Source organism: Nonomuraea sp. NPDC048892, assembly GCF_040649735.1.
Taxonomy (GTDB): Bacteria; Actinomycetota; Actinomycetes; order Streptosporangiales; family Streptosporangiaceae; genus Nonomuraea; species Nonomuraea maheshkhaliensis.
In genome coordinates, this window is record NZ_JBEZFZ010000004.1 from 628,423 (window position 1) to 644,892 (window position 16,470).

The 16,470-nt window shown below is 73.0% G+C and carries 10 protein-coding genes; 3 read left to right on the forward strand and 7 right to left on the reverse strand.

What is annotated here, in order from left to right:
• Positions 1 to 57: 57 nt before the first annotated feature.
• Both AB0C28_RS16585 and AB0C28_RS16590 read left to right on the forward strand, forming a co-directional pair.
• Positions 58 to 651, forward strand: a complete 594-nt coding sequence (locus AB0C28_RS16585; RefSeq protein WP_357836580.1) for a TetR/AcrR family transcriptional regulator — start codon at positions 58 to 60, stop codon at positions 649 to 651.
• A 150-nt stretch (positions 652 to 801) separates the two neighbouring features.
• Positions 802 to 4,068 carry a glucodextranase DOMON-like domain-containing protein gene (locus AB0C28_RS16590; RefSeq protein WP_358075186.1) on the forward strand — a complete coding sequence of 1,089 codons (3,267 nt, stop codon included), beginning with the start codon at positions 802 to 804 and terminating at the stop codon, positions 4,066 to 4,068.
• Between the two features lie 115 nt (positions 4,069 to 4,183).
• On the opposite strand, the gene AB0C28_RS16595 is transcribed toward AB0C28_RS16590, so the two are convergent.
• The gene (locus AB0C28_RS16595; protein ID WP_358075189.1) at positions 4,184 to 5,701 is read right to left on the reverse strand and encodes a ubiquinol-cytochrome c reductase cytochrome b subunit; all 1,518 of its coding nucleotides are present in this window, start codon (positions 5,699 to 5,701) and stop codon (positions 4,184 to 4,186) included.
• A 92-nt stretch (positions 5,702 to 5,793) separates the two neighbouring features.
• Positions 5,794 to 6,444 (reverse strand): hypothetical protein, encoded by a 651-nt coding sequence (locus AB0C28_RS16600; RefSeq protein WP_357836571.1) that lies wholly within the window; start codon positions 6,442 to 6,444, stop codon positions 5,794 to 5,796.
• 163 nt (positions 6,445 to 6,607) lie between these two features.
• Between AB0C28_RS16600 and AB0C28_RS16605 the strand changes: the two genes are divergently transcribed.
• Complete coding sequence (locus tag AB0C28_RS16605) at positions 6,608 to 7,792, forward strand: Ig-like domain-containing protein (RefSeq protein ID WP_358075191.1); 1,185 nt, start codon at positions 6,608 to 6,610, stop codon at positions 7,790 to 7,792.
• Here the strand turns inward: AB0C28_RS16605 and AB0C28_RS16610 are convergent.
• The 5 genes from AB0C28_RS16610 to AB0C28_RS16630 all read right to left on the reverse strand — a co-directional run bounded on the left by AB0C28_RS16610 (position 7,782) and on the right by AB0C28_RS16630 (position 16,367).
• Complete coding sequence (locus AB0C28_RS16610; protein ID WP_357836563.1) at positions 7,782 to 11,948, reverse strand: hypothetical protein; 4,167 nt, start codon at positions 11,946 to 11,948, stop codon at positions 7,782 to 7,784. The genes AB0C28_RS16605 and AB0C28_RS16610 overlap by 11 nt on opposite strands.
• Entirely contained in the window at positions 11,945 to 12,904 is a 960-nt protein-coding gene (locus tag AB0C28_RS16615) for a hypothetical protein (RefSeq protein WP_358075194.1), read from the reverse strand. The genes AB0C28_RS16610 and AB0C28_RS16615 overlap by 4 nt, the downstream gene beginning before the upstream one ends.
• A 2-nt stretch (positions 12,905 to 12,906) precedes the next feature.
• Positions 12,907 to 14,145, reverse strand: a complete 1,239-nt coding sequence (locus tag AB0C28_RS16620; RefSeq protein WP_357836557.1) for a P-loop NTPase fold protein — start codon at positions 14,143 to 14,145, stop codon at positions 12,907 to 12,909.
• 330 nt (positions 14,146 to 14,475) lie between these two features.
• A complete protein-coding gene (locus AB0C28_RS16625; RefSeq protein WP_358075197.1) occupies positions 14,476 to 15,144 on the reverse strand; it encodes a response regulator transcription factor in 669 nt (222 codons plus the stop codon).
• Positions 15,141 to 16,367, reverse strand: coding sequence for a sensor histidine kinase (locus AB0C28_RS16630; RefSeq protein ID WP_358075200.1), 1,227 nt, complete (start codon positions 16,365 to 16,367; stop codon positions 15,141 to 15,143). Before AB0C28_RS16630 ends, AB0C28_RS16625 begins: the two co-directional genes overlap by 4 nt.
• Between the last annotated feature and the right edge of the window lie 103 nt (positions 16,368 to 16,470).

Below are 16,470 nucleotides of genomic sequence, written 5' to 3' on the forward strand. Positions count from 1 at the left end.
GTGCAGTCCACAATAAAGATGGTGGACCGCACGGTCAAGAACTCGTATCCTGTTCACATGGCACGTCCGCGATCGTTCGACGAGAAACAGGTGCTCGACGCGATCCGTGATCAGTTCTGGGACGCCGGTTACGCCGAGACCTCCCTCGAAGACCTGATGCGGGTCAGCGGCCTGGGCAAAGGCAGCCTGTACGCGGCCTTCGGCGACAAACGTCAGCTCTTCCTCCGGACGCTGCGCGGCTACACCGAAGAAAGCCATGGGTACCTGCGGCGCGCCCTCGCCGAGACGCCACGGGCCCTGGACGCCCTGCGCATGCTCATCGAGTCACCGGTCGACGACCCGGCCGGCACGCGGCGCGGCTGCCTGATGGCCAACAGCACCTGCGAGCTCGGCAACCACGATCAGGACGTCCTCGACCACGCCCACCGCACCTACGAGACGTCCACCGCGCTGATCGCCGACTGCGTCGCCCGCGCCCAGCGCGAGGGCGACCTGCCGGCCGACGCGGATCCGATCGCCCTGGCACGGGCCCTGCTCGCTGCGCAACAGGGGCTCGTGTTCATGAGCAGGACCGGGATGGACACGGAGACACTCCTGGCCACGGCACGATCGCTCGCGGCCCAGCTCCTGCCGGACCCCTCCGGCGACTGAACTCGCTCAGGTGTGGCCGACCTCGCGCAACCCCGCCTCGGCGAAGGCCGTCCGTTCGTCCGTGGACGTCCCTATCGCGGCGTGCGGGCTTGACAGGGGGCCGGGGCTGGTCTTGTCTCGTTCCATCGGGGTCGGGAGGGGAGCCCTGGCATGCTCGCGATCCGCCGCACCGTCCTTGCCCTGCTCGTCACCGCCGCCCTCGTGACGATCCCCGTCGAGCCCGTGCTCGCCCGGGCCCCCGCGCCGGGCGGGCCGGGTGCGGGCTCCCACTTCGGCCTGGCCAGGAAGGACTGCGTGGGCACCGCCACCGGCCGGGCCTCCAAGGTCTGGTACACGGTCGCGGGCGGCGTCCTGTCCGACGTGTACGAGCCGACGATCGACAACACCAACGTCGAGACCATGCAGTTCGTCGTCACCGACGGCAGGACGTTCACCGAGCTGCAGGCCCGCGACACCACCTACCAGGTGAGCACCGACCGCTCCGGCATGACCTGCACGATCACCTCGGTCAGCAGGAACGGCCGCTACCGCCTGACCACCACCTACGTGACCGATCCGGGAAGCGACGCCGTCGTGGTGCGCACCCGGCTCCAGCCCGCCGGACTGCGGCTCTACGTCCGGCTCGACGCGAGCGTCAACGGCAACGGGGGCGGCGGCCGGCCGAACGGCGGCGCCGACAGCGGCACGATCGACGGCGCCACCGGCGCGCCCGTGATCTGGGACGAGGGCACCGAGACCTCTGCCCCGGCCCGCGACTACGCCGTGCCCACCCACCTGGCGCTGCGGGCCGAACGCCGGCTGCAGGAGGCGAGCGTCGCGTACGCCGGCACCCCCGGCGACGGCGCCGCCCAGCTCGACGCGGACCGCCGGCTCACCCCCTACACCGACGCCCCGGCGGGCAACGTGGTCGCCACCGCCCGCCTGCCCATCGACGGCAGGGGCGAGGTGACGTTCGCGCTCGGCTTCGGCCGCACCAAGGCCGCCGCGCTGCGCATCGCCGGCGAGGCGGCCGGCCGTTCGTTCGAGGCCACCCGCGCCCGCTACGAGTCCGGCTGGGCCGCCTACGACGCCGGGCTGCGCCGGCCGCCGAACGCGCTCGGCGACTTCTACCGGCTGTCGGCCAACGTGCTCAAGGCCAGCGAGGACAAGACGTTCCCCGGCGCGGTCGTGGCCTCGCTGGCCAGCCCGTGGGGCCAGGCGATCTCGGCGGGTGAGCTGGTCGGGGGCAAGGCGATCTACTTCGGCTCCTACCGCGAGGTGTTCGCCCGCGACCTGTACGAGGCGTTCACCGGCTTCCTCGCCGCCGGCGACGTGGCGACCGCCCGCGACACCGTCCGTTTCCTGCTGGAGCGCCAGCAGCTGCCGGACGGACGGCTGCCGCGCAACTCGCTGCTCAACGGCGAGCTCGCCCCAGACTCGGGCGGCGACCAGCTCGACGAGACCGCCTACCCGCTGCTGATGGCCTATCAGGCGGGGCTGGCGGGCGACGCGAAGCTCTGGCCGAGGGTGCGGGCGGCGGCCGACTTCGTGCTCTCGCGCGGGCCCGCGTTCGGCGTGGAGCGCTGGGAGGAGCAGTCGGGCTACTCGCCGTCCACGATCGCGGCCGAGATCGCCGGGCTGGTCGCGGCGGGGGAGATCGCCGCCAGGCAGGGCGACCGGGCCAGGGCCGCGCTCTACCGTTCGACCGCCGACCACTTCGCCCGCTCGGTCAAGGCATGGACGGTCACCACGACAGGCCCGTACGCGCCGCGCTACTTCCTGCGCCTGTCGCGCACCGGCGATCCGGACGCGGCGGCGCCGTACAACCTGGGCAACGGCGGCCCCACCGAGGACCAGCGCCGGGTGGTGGACGCGGGCTTCTTGGAGCTGACCCGCCTCGGCATCCTGCCGCCCGGCGACCCCGACGTGCTGGCCAGCCTGCCCGTCGTGGACCGGGTGATCAGGCGCGACACCGCCCGCGGCCCCGGCTGGTACCGGTACGGATCCGACACTCCCGGCACCGAGGACGGCTACGGCGACTGCCACGAGCCCGACCCCACCTCCTGTACGCCGTCGGGCAAACCATGGCCGACCGGGAACGCCGGCTCGGGGCACGTGTGGCCGGTGCTGGCCGGCGAGCGGGCCGAGCAGGCGTTGCAGACCCGCGACCAGGGCACCGCCTCCGCGCTGCTGTCGGCCATGCGCGCCATGTCCTCGGGCACCGGGCTGATCCCCGAGCAGGCGTGGGAGAACCAGGACCTGCCCGCCTCCCCGTACGGGAGCGATCCCGCCGTCGCCTCGATCGGCTTCCGCGACGGCGGCCCGGCGGGCTCGGCCTCGCCGCTGACGTGGGCGCAGGCGCAGGCCGTGCGGCTGATCCTGTCGCTCGGGTCGAGCAGGCCGGTCGAGCAGCCCGGCGTCGTACGCGAGCGTTACGCGACCATGCCGCGAACGGTCCCGCTGACCGTCACCGCCCCGGCCGACGGCACCGCGGTGGCCGGCGCGTCGGTGCAGGTCGAGGGCACCACGGCGCCCGGCGCGCGGGTCGAGGTGGCCGCCACGCCCGTCGATACGGGCGCGCCGACGCAGGTGGTCTCGGCTCGTGCGGGCTCCGACGGCGCCTTCAGCGTGGCGGCGCCGGTCTCGTTCGGGGAGGTCGTGCTCACCGTGACGGCCGCCACGCCGGACGGCAGGAACGCCTACGCGCGGCGCTCGGTCGTCGGTGACATCGCGGGCGCCACGACGGTGCTCGACGTGAGCGATCCGGAGGGGGACGACGACGGCCCGGGCACGTACGTCTACCCGACGGCCGCCGACTTCCACGACGGCGCGTTCGACCTGCGCAGATTCCAGGTCATCACCGACGACACCACCGTCTACCTGCGGGCCGAGGTGCGCGACCTGACCGCCACCTTCGGAAACCAGATGGGGGCTCAGCTGCTCGACGTGTACGTCCAGGACCCGGCGGTGGCCGCGCGCTCGACGGATCCGGCCTTCCCGCAGCGCAACCATCGCATCGCCGGGCCTGACGCGTGGACGCAGCGGGTGGAGGCGCAGGGCTTCGCCGCTCCCGTCTGGGTGACGGCCGACGGCGTGGCGCGGGCCGGGGCCGCGGTCCGCGCCACCGGCACGACGCGGACGATCACGATCGCCCTGCCCAGGGCCGTCTTCGGCACGCCGGGGCCCGGGTGGCGCTTCGCCGTGGTGCTCACCGGGCAGGACGGGTTCAGCGCCGACCAGGCCAGGGGGTTCGCCGCCACGCCGCAGCCGTTCCAGTTCGGGGTCTGCGCCGAGGGCGGCACGGATCCGCTGTGCGCGGTCGATCCCGGGACGGTGCCGAAGGCGCTCGACGTGCTCGTACCGGACGGGCAGTCGCAGGCCGACGTGCTGAACCCGCTCGCGGGCCCGGTCGAGGTGCCCGCCGTCACCGTGCCCTGAGCCGCCTGGGACCGCCGCTCGGACCGGACTGGCCCCCGGGCGGCGGCCGGGACTGCCGCCCGGGGACGTCTCACGGGACCGGTGATCCGGAACGCCGGTGGCCGGTCCCGGATGGTCAGCCGGGCCACGAGCGCTGGAGTGTGCGGCGGACACGTTCCCCGGCCGGGGGCGGCACGTCGCCGTCGGCGGAAGGGGCGGGCGGCAGTGCGGGCAGGGCCGCGGGCACCAGCACCGCCGTCTCCTCCTCGGTCACCGGCCGCTCGATCTCCGTGAAGCCACCCTCAGGCCCGCGGACGATCACCCCGGTCTCCACCCCGTGCGCGACGGTGTGCCGGTCGCGCAGCTGCAGCCCCAGGCAGATCCGCCGGGTGACGACGTACCCCAGCACCGGCCCGACGACGATGAGGACGCGGAAGATCCAGGTGGTCGCGTTGAGCGAGATGTGGAAGTTCGAGGCGATCAGGTCGTTGCCCCCGGCCAGCCAGAGCACGCCGTAGTACATGATCCCCGCGACCCCGAGCCCCGCCCGCTTGGGCACGTCGCGCGGCCGGTCGAGCAGGTGGTGCACGGCGTGGTCGCGGGTGATCCACCGCTCGGCGAACGGGTAGAGCGCGAGTACGGTGAACAGCAGGCCGGGCGCGCCGAGCGCGGGGATCAGCACGCTCATCGTCACCGTGGAGCCGAAGACGGTGAACTCCCACGGCGGCATGATCCGCAGCGCGCCCTCCAGGAAGCCCATGTACCAGTCGGGCTGCGAGCCGGCGCTGACCGTGCTCGGCAGGTACGGCCCGTACAGCCAGATCGGGTTGATCTGGAACACCGTGGCGAGCAGCGCGACCACCCCGGTCACCCACAGGAAGAACACCGTCGTCTTCGCCAGGAACGCGGGGAAGAACGGCGCGCCGCGCACCTGCTCGTTCCGCAGCCCCTTGGCTCGGAACTGCGTGTGCGTCTGCCGCCACGTCAGGATCACCGCGTGCAGCGGCAGCAGCACGAGCAGCAGGGCGGGGATCAGCAGCACGTGCAGGCTGTAGAGGCGGGAGACGATGTCCTCGCCGGGGAACTCCCCGCCGAACAGGAACGTCGCCACGTACGTGCCCACCAGCGGCACCGAGATGATCACCCCGTGCAGGATGCGCAGCCCGGCCCCGGACAGCAGGTCGTCCGGCAGCGAGTAGCCGAACAGCCCGTTGAGCAGCACCAGCGCGAACAGGGCCACGCCGATCAGCCAGTTGAGGTCACGCGGCTTGCGGAAGGCGCCGGTGAAGAAGTTGCGCAGCATGTGCACGACGATCGCGGCCAGGAAGATGAGCGTGGCCCAGTGGTGCATCTGCCGCATCAGCAGGCCGCCGCGCACCTCGAAGCTGATCTCCAGCGACGACGCGTACGCCTCGCTCATCGTCACGCCGCGCAGCGGCACGTAGCTGCCGTTGTAGACGACCTCCTGCATGGACGGCTTGAAGAAGAACGTCAGGAAGACGCCGGTGAGCAGGATGACCACGAACGCGTACAGTGCGATCTCGCCCAGCAGGAACGTCCAGTGGTCAGGAAAGATCTTCCGCATCGCCTTCTTCAGGAATCCGGCTCCGCCGAGCCGGTCGTCCAAGGCTCCGGCCAGTGAGCTGCCCTTCATCGCCACCCCGCATACGACTTGATTGCTCCTTCAGCAACAAGACGGGATAGACGCCGCGAATGTGACACTCACCGGCCGGTGAAATTTTCCGCTCAGGCGAACCGCTCGACCGTGACGGGGATGAGGCCCTGCTCGCGCACCACCTGCCGGTGATGGTGCAGCAGCGCCCCGAGCGCGGTGACCGGGCCGGAGCCGAGCCGTGCGGTCACGTCCACGCACCAGGCGATGCCCGCGCCGATGCGGCGTAGCTCCCAGGTGAAGCCGTGGCCGCCGGAGCTGGCGCTGGCCTTGCCGACCACGCGGGGATGGTCGGTGGGTTCGAGGCGCAGGGCCGTGCGCGCGTTGGCCAGGCCGTCCTCGCCCAGCTCCCCGGCGAACAGGATCCGGTAGCGGCGCGCCCCCGAGCCGGAGCCGAGGTTGAGCGGGGCCGTGGTCGGCAGGTGCCGGCGCTCCTGGAAGAGGGTGCGCAGCCCGGCCTCCTCCGGCAACCCGCCGCCGCCGAGGCGGGCGAAGGCGGCGCTCGCCTCCTGCCTGCTCACCGGGGTCACCCGCCCCCGCAGGGAGCTGTCGGCCCTGATGGCCCGGCTCAGCTCCGCGGAGGCGGACCAGGCACCGATCTCCGGTTGCCACTCGGCGCCGTCGATGCCGGCCGCCGTGTAGTCGTCGCACAGGACGAACTCCTCCACCAGGAGGGCCGCGGGCGAGGGGTCGCCCGCCGTCGGGGAGATCAGGTAGTAGTCCACCGGCCCATGATTGTAGGCGGCCGAACACCGGATCAAGATCATTGACACGCGCCGCGCCCCCGGTCCGCATGGCTGAAGCCGATACGGGCAGGAGTCCGCCGGATCTCCGATAACGAACTAATGTGGATAACTGCCTATATGTCAGGCGCGGGAGGCATCAGGGATGCGGAACGGCCGGACCAGAGAAACACTCGCGAGCATCATGGCGGCGGCGCTGCTCGTCACCGCGGGATGCACCTCGTCGGGCGGCGGATCACCGGACCGGCCCCCGCAGGTCAGCGCCCCGGTGGCGAAGCTGTCGATCACGCCCGCCGACGGCACGAAGAAGGTCGCCCCCGACACCGCGATCGGCGTCAAGGTCACCGGTGGCAAACTGGGCGAGCTGGCCGTCGCCGATGCCAGGGGCCGGCCGGTCAAGGGCGTCGTCGGCGCCGACGGCCTGTGGCGGCCCCGGTGGCCGCTGCGGCCCTCGACGGCGTACACGGTCAGCGCCCAGGCGACCGGCACCGACGGCAAGCAGGTGACGGGGCGCTCCACGTTCACCACGCTCAAGCCCAGGCGGGTGCTGGAGAGCGGCATGTCGCCGCTCGACGGCGAGAAGGTGGGCGTCGGGATGCCCGTGCAACTGCTGCTGTCGCGGCCGATCCCCGGCCAGAGGGAGCGGGCCGCGATCGAGCGGTCGCTGGTCGTCACGATGTCGCGGCCCGTCGAGGGCGCGTGGAGCTGGGTGAGCGACCGCGAGGTCCAGTTCAGGCCGCGCGAGTACTGGCCGGTCGGGCAGAAGGTGACGGTCGTCGCGCACCTGGCCGGGCTGCGCGCGGGCGCCGGCGTGTGGGGCACCAAGGACCGCAGGCTGAGCTTCACCGTCGGGCCCGAGCACATCACCAAGGTCGACGCGAAGACCCACCGGGCGGTCGTACGGGAGGACGGCGAGGTCGTGAAGACCATCCCGGTCAGCCTGGGCAGGCCGGGTGACGACAGCTACTCCGGCGTCATGATCGCGCAGGAGAAGGCCGCCGACATCGTCATGGACTCGGCCACCATCGGTGAGCCGGGCGAATACCGCATCAAGACGAAGTGGAACGTCCGGATGACCTACAGCGGCACCTTCTTCCACGCCGCCCCCTGGTCCACCGGCGCGCAGGGCAGCTCGAACGTCAGCCACGGCTGCGTCAACGCCAGCCCCGCCAACGCCCGGTGGTTCTACGACTTCACCCAGCGCGGCGACATCATCGAGGTCACCGGCACCTCCAGGAAGCTGCGCTTCGGCAACGGGCCGACGCCGTGGGCCAAGTCGTGGGAGGCGTGGCTGGCGGGCAGCGCCCTGGGCAAGCCGATCAACGGGTAGGGCAGGCTTTGCGGCGTTCGACCTCGGCGGGGACGTACTTCGCCCACTCCACGGGCGTGAGGTCGCGGCGGGCGAGTGCGCAGGCGCCGCCGACGAGGTCGGCCGGCGGTTCGACGTCCCACAGTCGTACGCGGCCCCCGTCGTCGGCCCCGGCCAGGGTTCGCGCGTCCAGGGCGAAGGCCAGCGCGGTCACCGTCCTGCGCTCGCCGGTGGGGGAGACGCTGATCGCACGGTTGCTCGCCAGGTCCCAGAGCCGGACGGTGGCGTCCGCGCCGCCGGTCGCCAGCGTCCTGCCATCGGGGCTGAACGTGAGCGAGGTGACGGGGTTGACGTGGCCGAGCAGCGCCGCGCTGGGCTGGTCGCCGCCACGGACGTGCCACAGGCGCACCACGCCGGCCGCGTTGCCGGTCGCCAGGGTCCTGCCGTCGGGGCTGAAGGCCGACGCGAGCACGGGCTCGTTGTCGTTCAGGCGCATCGAGACCTCCTTCGTGCCCAGGTCCACCAGCTGCACCCCGCCGGCGACGGCGAGCGCCAGCGTGCGCCCGTCGGGGCTGAGCGCCAGCGACGACGGCTTGGCGCGGGTGGCGATGCGGTCGCGCACGTCCAGGGAGCGGCGGTCGACGACGCGCACGCCCGCGCCGCCGCCGACCACCAGCGTGCGCCCGTCGGGACTGAACGCCGCCACCGAGCCGGCCCCGCCGATCCTGGCCGGCTTCCGCCGGACCTGCACCCCGGTGAGCCGTACGCCGTCCTTGCCCGCCTCGGCCGCGACGATGTCACCCGCCCGGTCGAACGCCAGCGCCAGCGCCTGCTCGCCCAGACGGTAGGACGACCTCCTGGCCGGCCAGCCGAGCACCCGCAGCAGCCCGGAACGAGCCTCGGGTGTGGGGCTGACCCGCCAGGCCAGCGCGGCCAGCAGCGCCGAGAGCGCGGGATCGCTGACCAGCGCGCTCTGCTCGGCGAGCCCCTGCGACACCTCGTCGTCCCGCACGATCCGCAACCGGCGCTCCGCCGTGGTCAGGCTGGCCACGTTGAGGCCGGCCACCAGCACCGTCACGAGCAACGCCAGCAGCGCGGTCCCGCGCACCGTCCTGCGCCTCCTGCGGGCCCGGTCGCCGGCCTCGAGGAAGAGGCGGGCCCGGTCGTCCAGGGGCAGCTCGCCGCTCTCCTCCCACCGCCCGCGTGCCTTCATCACCGTGGCCAGCCTGGTGCCCCGGTAGAGGAACGCCGGATTGCGCCGGTTGTCCATCCAGGCGGCGGCGTCGTCCAGCAACTGGTCGTACAGGATCTGGCCCGACAGGTCCTCCTCGAACCACTCCCGCAGCCGCGGCCAGTCCTCGGCCAGGCACCCGTGCGCCATCCGCACCGCGTCCGCGTCCACCACGACCACGCGCGCGGCGGCCAGCGCCCGCAGCACCGCGTCGAGGTCGCCGGGCGCGTCCACGTGCTCGGCCCGCAGCCCTTCGAGCGTGGCCCGCCGGGGCAGGATCCGGCCGTCACGGGAGATCGCCGCCAGCCGGCGCAGCACCGTTCGGGCGACGGCCTGGCGCGGGACGTCGAGCGCGAGGTAAGCGGACTCGGCGGCGTCGACCACCGCCCTGCGGATGCCGCCCGTCTGGGCGTAGCCGCGCAGGGTGAGCCGGTGGCCCTCGCGGTGGCACCAGGTCGTGTGCATCGCCTTGGCCAGCAGCGGCAGCGCACCCGGCTCCGGTGCGCCGCGCGGGGTGCGCAGGTCGTCGAGCACCGCGTCGACCAGCCCCTCCTCCAGGGCCAGCCCCGCCACCTCCGCCGGGCCGGTGATCGCCCGCCGCAACTCGCCGCGCCCCATCGGCCCGAGCACGTACGCGGGGCCGGCCAGCTCGGGGAAGGCCGCGCACCGACCGGCAAAGGGTGCGCTCACCACGACCACGACCAGCGCGGCGTGCGGGCCGGTGGCGATGGCGTGCAGCGCGGCGACGAACGCGGCCGTGTCAGGATCACCGGACACGGCCCCGGCCAGCACCTCCTCGAACCGCTCCACAACCAGCACCAGCCCCTGGCAGGACGGCTCGCCGCCCGACGGCAGCTCGCCACGCAGCTCCCTGCCCGTCGGTCCGTTGCCCGGCCGGCCATCGCCGGACAGTCTGCCGCCCGGGAGCGCGGTGCTGGGGAGGGTGGCGTTCGGGAGGGCGGTGATGGCTTGGGTGGCGACGGAGCGGGCGCTTGCTGGGCGTTCGCGGAGTGAGGCGAGCACGGTCGCGGTGTCCAGGCCATCGACCAGGCCGGCCAATGACGCGGCGAGCTCGTTCAGTGGGGCGGTGCCGGGGGTGAGGACCAGGCCGTGCCATCGCGTGCCCCGTGGCCCGCTCTCGGCCAGGGCGGGCAGGAGGCCGGCGCGGACCAGCGACGATGCCCCCACACCGGTGGGCCCGGTCACCACTACCGGCTCCCGTGCCTCCGACAGCAGGCCGGCCAGTTCCCTGACGGCCTCCTCGCGCCCGAAGAACACCTTCGCGTCCCGTTCGGAGAACGGCTCGGCGCCCGGATACGGCAGCCCGTCGAACACCTCGCCCGCGTCGGGCACCAGCGGCCTGACCGTCCCGCGCAGCCGGTCCAGGTCCCGCTCGCCGCGCACCACCACGACCTCGTGGGCGGCCCGCTCCAGCAGCGCCAGCGCCTCGGGGGCGGCGTACCCGGCGACGACCAGCACGATCCTGGCCGGCCAGCCCCGTGCCCGCACCCGTTCCATGAGGCCGGCCAGGTCCGCCGCCTCCCGTGCGGTGAAGACGGCGTCCACGATCCGCACCAGCAGCCGGGGTCCGGATGCCGACAGGACCGCGTAGTCGGCCGCGACGTCGCCGTCCCGCCAGTCGCGCCGGTATCCGGCCCGCTCGTCCAGCAGCCACGCCTCCACCGCCCGGTCCGCGGCCTGCCGGGCAGCGGCTCCCGTGCCGAGCACGCGGTCGGCGAAGCGGCCGTCGATCGTGCCGCGATCACCCCCCGCCGTGGCCAGCCGGAACGCCCGCCAGGCCAGCTGCAGGAAGGCCCGCACGTTGCCGCCGCTCAGCCGCAGCAACGCGCGCACCCCCTCCTCCGTGAACGGCCCGATCCCGCTCCCCGAGCCGACCGAACCGCCCGGTCCGGCCGACCCGCCCGGCCGGCCGGTCCACCCGCCTGGCCCGCCGCCCAGCCCGCCGTTCGGCCTGGCCGGCCCGATGCCGGGGACGCGAGCCCGTTCCAGGTACGCGCCGAGCAGGGCGAATGCCTGATCGGGGCTGAGCACGCCCGTCTCCAGGTGGTTGGCCCCGAAGCGCTGCCGCAGGTCGTCAGGCAGCGCCTCCCACCCCGCCCCGCTCCCCGACAGCAGCAGCATCCCGCCCTCCTGCGGGACCCGCTCCACCAGCGAGTGCAGCACCCCCAGGTTCGACGGCCGGCCGAGGACGAGCCGTTCGCACTGGTCCACCACGATGATGACGGGCCGCCCGACCCTGGCGCACAGCGCGGTCAGCAACTGCAGCCCGTGGCGGCACTGGTTGGCGTCGGTCATCGGTCCTGACACGCCCAGCCGCGCCGCGTCCGTCGGCGTGATCTCCCGCCCGGCCAGCCACGCGAACGCGGCCTCCTCCATCGCGGGCTCCAGCAGCGACGTCAGCGCCCGCTGGAACTCCTGCCCGTCGTCGGTCACCCGGCCCAGCTCGTCGGCCTGCGCCTCCAGCACCGCGCCCGGCTCCACCAGCAGCTCCGTGAACAGCAGCTCCGCCCGCCCGGGATCGGGCGGCCGGCGCAGGCCCGCCTCCTCGCCGGCCAGCACCGCCTGGAAGCCCCGGCTCAGCTCGCGCAGCCGGTCGCGGCCCACCTGGCTCATGAGTCGCTGGTAGAGGGCGCGGAAGTCGCCGTCCTGGGCCTTGGCGTAGAGCCGGAGCGCGCCGGTCTCGCCGCCGAGCGCGTACCTGATCGTGTGGGTCTTGCCGGTGCCGTGCTCGCCGTGCAGGAACGCCACCTGCCCGCAGGACGGATGCTCCAGGTACTGCCGGACCAGCGCGGTCAGGCCGGCCACGGCGGGCAGCTCGACGGTCGGCCCCGTGATCTGGGCGTCGAGGATGTCGGCGTCCCTGACCTGCTCCTCCATGCTCATGGTGCCGCGCGCGGGGAACGGGTTGCCGGTGGCCGTCCTCATGACGCCCCCAGCTCGTTCAGCATCCTGATCATGAAGAACATGAACCGGTGCGGGATCTCCAGCTCGGTGTTGTCCGGCCAGGGGCCGTGGTCGGCGGCCGAGCCGAGCCGGATGTCCAGCAGCAGGCTCAGCGTCTTGACCACCGACTTGATCGGCGTCGGCGCGGGCCAGGCCGTCTCCAGGCTGTCGGGCGGGAACGGGCTCGGCAGCGCCGAGGCCGCCCGCCACCGCTCCTCGGCCAGGCAGCGGACCTGCTCGCCCTTCAGCGGCTCCAGCTTGATCAGATGGACGTCCAACCGGCTCAGCTCCTCGTACGAGGGCGTGTTGGCGTGCTTGTAGTCGCCGTGCGTGAACACCGCGATCGACCGGCTGCTCTTGAACACCTTCCGCATCGCGTCCACCAGGCTCGTCTGCCGCAGGCCCTCGAACACCACCCCGAACGAGCACCGTCCTCTGGCCTGCCCCGCCAGCTCCCCGTGCAACCGCCGGGCGAGCCCCCGGTAGCGGCTCTGGTAGACGCCCTCGTCGATGCCCTCGATCGTGTTGAGCGACTCGGTCAACGCGGGGGAGAGCGTCAGGTCGGCCTCCTCGATCTCGTTCTGCAGCTCCACCATCGCCTCCTTCACCCACTCGAAGTCGCGGTTGTGGCCCACCTTGATCCGGCTGACCAGCAGCCGGTCGTCGAGCTCGCTGACCTGCCGGTAGACGTCGAGCACGTGGTTGGCGATCGTCGTACGGCCGGTGTAGTCACGGCCGCTGACCACCACGAACGCCGACTCGCCCGCCTCCACGGTCCGGCGCAGGTACGTCCTTAGCGCGTCCGTCGAGACGAACCCGTCGATGTCGACCAGCAGCGAGCGGTCGCCCGCGCGGGCCAGCGGGTCCAGCGGCTCGATCCGGTACGGGTTGCCGTGACGCAGCCCGTACAGCTCGTAGCGCAGCGGCTCCGACAACATCGTCAGCGGCCCAGCATCGTGAGATAGCCGGGGAGCTCGTCCTTCACCTCCGTGAACGCCGTGCCGCCGAAGACGCCGCCGAGGTAGTCCTGCGACCGGTGGAACCTGCGTACGGCCGCCGCCATCGGTTCGGCCTCGGCCTGGCCGTAGCGTTCGACGAGACGGTCGGGGCGGTCGAGGGGCAGGCGGCCGGCGTACATGTCCTCCAGCGCCGCGGCCAGGCGGGGGCGGGCCACGATGGCGTCGTACAGGTCGGGGCTCTGGACGCGCAGGACGACCAGCCTGATGACGATGTCGGCGCGCAGCGGCGGGCCGCCGACGACGCTCATGACGGCGCAGGTGTTGAGCACCCGCTTGATCCGGCGCGGGTTGGGGGCGACGATCCCGGCCAGCAGCTCCCGGTACGCGGCCAGCGCGCCGGGCAGCGGCAGCCGGTCGAGGAAGGAGCCGGGGTCGATCGGCATCAGCGTGAGCGGCAGCTGAACAATCTTGTCCAGATATTCGTCGCCAATTTCCACGACTCGGGCGGCATCGAATCCGAATTCCCGATATTTCACGGCAATGCCCTGATCGACCACATTCTTGGCGACGGCCAGAATGACGACGACGTGGCGCAGATCGAGGAACAGCTTGACCGACTCCAGGAGATCGACGATCTCGTGCGGCTGGCAGCGGTCGAGGTCGTCGATGAAGATCACCAGCCGGGCTCCGTCGGCCGCGGCGCGGTCGGCCTGCTCCTGCAGCGTGCGCCGCAGGTTGCGCAGCTCGCTGTGCACCTTGCCGCGCTGCTCGGCGTACTGCCTCGACAGCTCGCCGATCCGGTCGAGCGTGACCGCGCCGCCCGAGACCTTGCGCAGCAGCGTGTCGGAGGTCAGCCCGGCGATCACGTGGCCGAGCCGGCCCGCCGCCTCGCGCAGGCGGTGGCGTCCGTCCTGCTCCAGAGTGTCCTGCAGCGCGTGCAGCAGCGGCAGCAGCAGGTGGGGCTCGCCCCGGTGCACCCACGGGTTGAAGTGCACCCTGATCGTGCGGCCCGGATGATCCTCGGCCAGGCGCTGGTCCACCATGCGCAGCAGGCTCGACTTCCCGCTGCCCCAGGGGCCGTACACGCCGATCGTGAACGGGGTCTCGGTCGCCGCGTCGGTGATCACCCGGACCAGGGGGTCGACGTAGCGGCCGAAGCCCAGCTCGTCCTGCTCCAGCCCGACCGGAGCGTCGGACAGGACCGGAATGTCTTTGTCCATGAATGCTCCTTTGCGGGCGTGCGCGGTCGGCCGTGCAATGGAGCATATAAACCGGCCCCCGCGAAGGAGCGAATTCGGGAAATCCTTTGTCGGGCGCCGCCCGTTCCTTCGCCTGTTCTCCGGTACGCGGGAAATGCGCGCCGGCGGCGATGAAGACGCAGACTGGGAGGACGACATCGCCGTTCATGGAAGGCGTTGTGATATCAGGTGCCGACTGACGGAAGGTGGCGCAGGCCGGCCCGGCTGCCCGCCGTCGCCCTGTGGCTGCTGATCTGGCTGCTCAACTGCTACGAATTCCTGCTCACCATCTGAGCCCCCGCTGTCCGGTGGTCAGGCGCTCGCCCCCGGGACCACCAGGCCCGACTCGTACGCGAAGACGACCAGCTGGGCCCGGTCGCGGACGCCGAGTTTGATCATCGACCTGCTCACGTGGGTCTTGGCGGTGGCAGCGCTGATCACCAGGTGCTCGGCGATCTCCTCGTTCGACAGCCCTCTGCCGACCAGGGCGACGATCTCGCGTTCGCGGCCGGTCAGCCGGTCGAGCCCAGGGGCGGGGAGCGCCGGGCGGGGCGGGGTGCTCACGTACTCCTCGATCAGGCGGCGCGTCACCGACGGCGACAGCAGCGCCTCGCCCCTGGCCGCCACCCGCACCGACTGCAGCAGGTCGCCCGGCTCGATGTCCTTCAGCAGGAAGCCGCTGGCGCCGGCCCGTAGCGCGGCGAAGACGTACTCGTCGAGGGCGTAGTTGGTGAGGATCACCACGCGGACGTCGTTCAGCTCCGGGGTGGCGCCGATCCTGCGGGTGGCCTGGATGCCGTCCATCAGCGGCATGCGCACGTCGAGCAGCGCCACGTCCGGCCGCAGCCGCTCGGCCAGCGCCACCGCCTGCGCGCCGTCGCCCGCCTCGCCGACCACGGCGATGTCGTCGGTGAGTTCGAGCAGGGCCCTGAAGCCGGCTCTGATCAGCGGCTGGTCGTCGGCCAGCAACACCCGGATCACAGCCGCTCCCCAGCCTGGGTGTGGAGCTCGGCCGGCTCTCCTCCGGCTCGGGCGGGGAGCGCGGCCGGCTGCCCTCCGGGGAGTTCCGCGTGTACCGCGAAGCCGCCGTGCTCGCCGGGGCCCGCCGTCAGCGAGCCGCCGGCGGCGACCGCGCGTTCGCGCATCCCGATCAGCCCCATCCCCGGCCCGGCCACGCCCGGCTCGCCGTCGTTCTCCACCCGCAGCACGATCGCCGAGGGGGTGTAGTCGACGCTCACCGTGACCGCCGCCGCGCCCGCGTGCCGCAGCACGTTGGTCAGCGCCTCCTGGGCGATCCGGTACGCGGCCCGGTCGACCTCGGGCGACGGCGCGTACGGGACGCCGCGGACGGTGTGCGTCACCCGCAGCCCCGCCCCCTCGGCCCTGGCGACCAGGCGCGGCAGCCCGGACAGCCCCGCCTCGACCTCCTCGGGAGCACGCAGCACGCCGAGGGTGGCACGCAGCTCGTTCATCGCCTCGTGCCCCGACTCCTTGATCGCCAGCAGCGCCTCCCTGACCCGCTCGGGCCGGCGTTCCAGCAGCTCAAGGGCCAGGGCGGTCTGCACATTGACCACGGAGATGCTGTGCGTGAGCGAGTCGTGCAGCTCCTGCGCGATCCACAGCCGCTCCTCGCCCGCCTGGCGCAGCGCCGCCTCCTCGCGCGTGCGCTCGGCCTCCAGCGCCCGCTGCTCCACGGCCTCCGCTCGCTGCTCCATCGCCTGCGCGCGCTGCTCCACCGCCCGCAGGTACGCCCTGCCGCTCCTGGTCACCTCGCCCACCAGCACCATCGCCACCAGCCAGCCGCTCAGCAGCGCCATCCAGCTGCCCGGCGGCGGGTCGTCGGGCGCCAGGGCCATCAGGCCGTACATCGACACGGCCAGCGCCGCCGCCAGCCAGCTCGCCGCCTTGCGCCGGCCGAGCACGACGAGGGTGTAGATCGAGGCCAGCGCGGGCGCGGCGGTGAACACGCCCGGGTAGTGGGCGGCGTAGTACACGACCCCGGAGGCCGCCGCGACGATCCCGGCCGCCAGCGGGGCGGTGCGGCGGAAGGCCAGCGACAGCGCCGCGACCACGATCAGCGCCAGGCCCGCCGGGTCGAGCGGCCGTTCCTGCGGGCCCGACCACGACAGGTTCGCGTACGTGCCCGCCACGATCGCCGCCAGCACGCCCGCCGCGACCAGCGCGTCCTTCCCGCGGGTGTCCATGCCTTCAAGGTAGGGGACCGGCTCGGACGGGGCGTCATCCCGGGGGCGTACGTTTCGCGTACCGGGCGTCCCGCGTACGACCCCGGGAGTACGGAACAGAGTC

What these genes read in the sequence shown, in the direction of transcription:
- AB0C28_RS16585 (WP_357836580.1), top strand. Translation starts at nt 58, where the DNA reads ATGGCACGTCCGCGATCGTTCGACGAGAAACAGGTGCTCGACGCGATC.
- AB0C28_RS16590 (WP_358075186.1), top strand. Translation starts at nt 802, where the DNA reads ATGCTCGCGATCCGCCGCACCGTCCTTGCCCTGCTCGTCACCGCCGCC.
- AB0C28_RS16595 (WP_358075189.1), bottom strand. Translation starts at nt 5,701, where the DNA reads ATGAAGGGCAGCTCACTGGCCGGAGCCTTGGACGACCGGCTCGGCGGA.
- AB0C28_RS16605 (WP_358075191.1), top strand. Translation starts at nt 6,608, where the DNA reads ATGCGGAACGGCCGGACCAGAGAAACACTCGCGAGCATCATGGCGGCG.
- AB0C28_RS16610 (WP_357836563.1), bottom strand. Translation starts at nt 11,948, where the DNA reads ATGAGGACGGCCACCGGCAACCCGTTCCCCGCGCGCGGCACCATGAGC.
- AB0C28_RS16615 (WP_358075194.1), bottom strand. Translation starts at nt 12,904, where the DNA reads ATGTTGTCGGAGCCGCTGCGCTACGAGCTGTACGGGCTGCGTCACGGC.
- AB0C28_RS16620 (WP_357836557.1), bottom strand. Translation starts at nt 14,145, where the DNA reads ATGGACAAAGACATTCCGGTCCTGTCCGACGCTCCGGTCGGGCTGGAG.
- AB0C28_RS16630 (WP_358075200.1), bottom strand. Translation starts at nt 16,367, where the DNA reads ATGGACACCCGCGGGAAGGACGCGCTGGTCGCGGCGGGCGTGCTGGCG.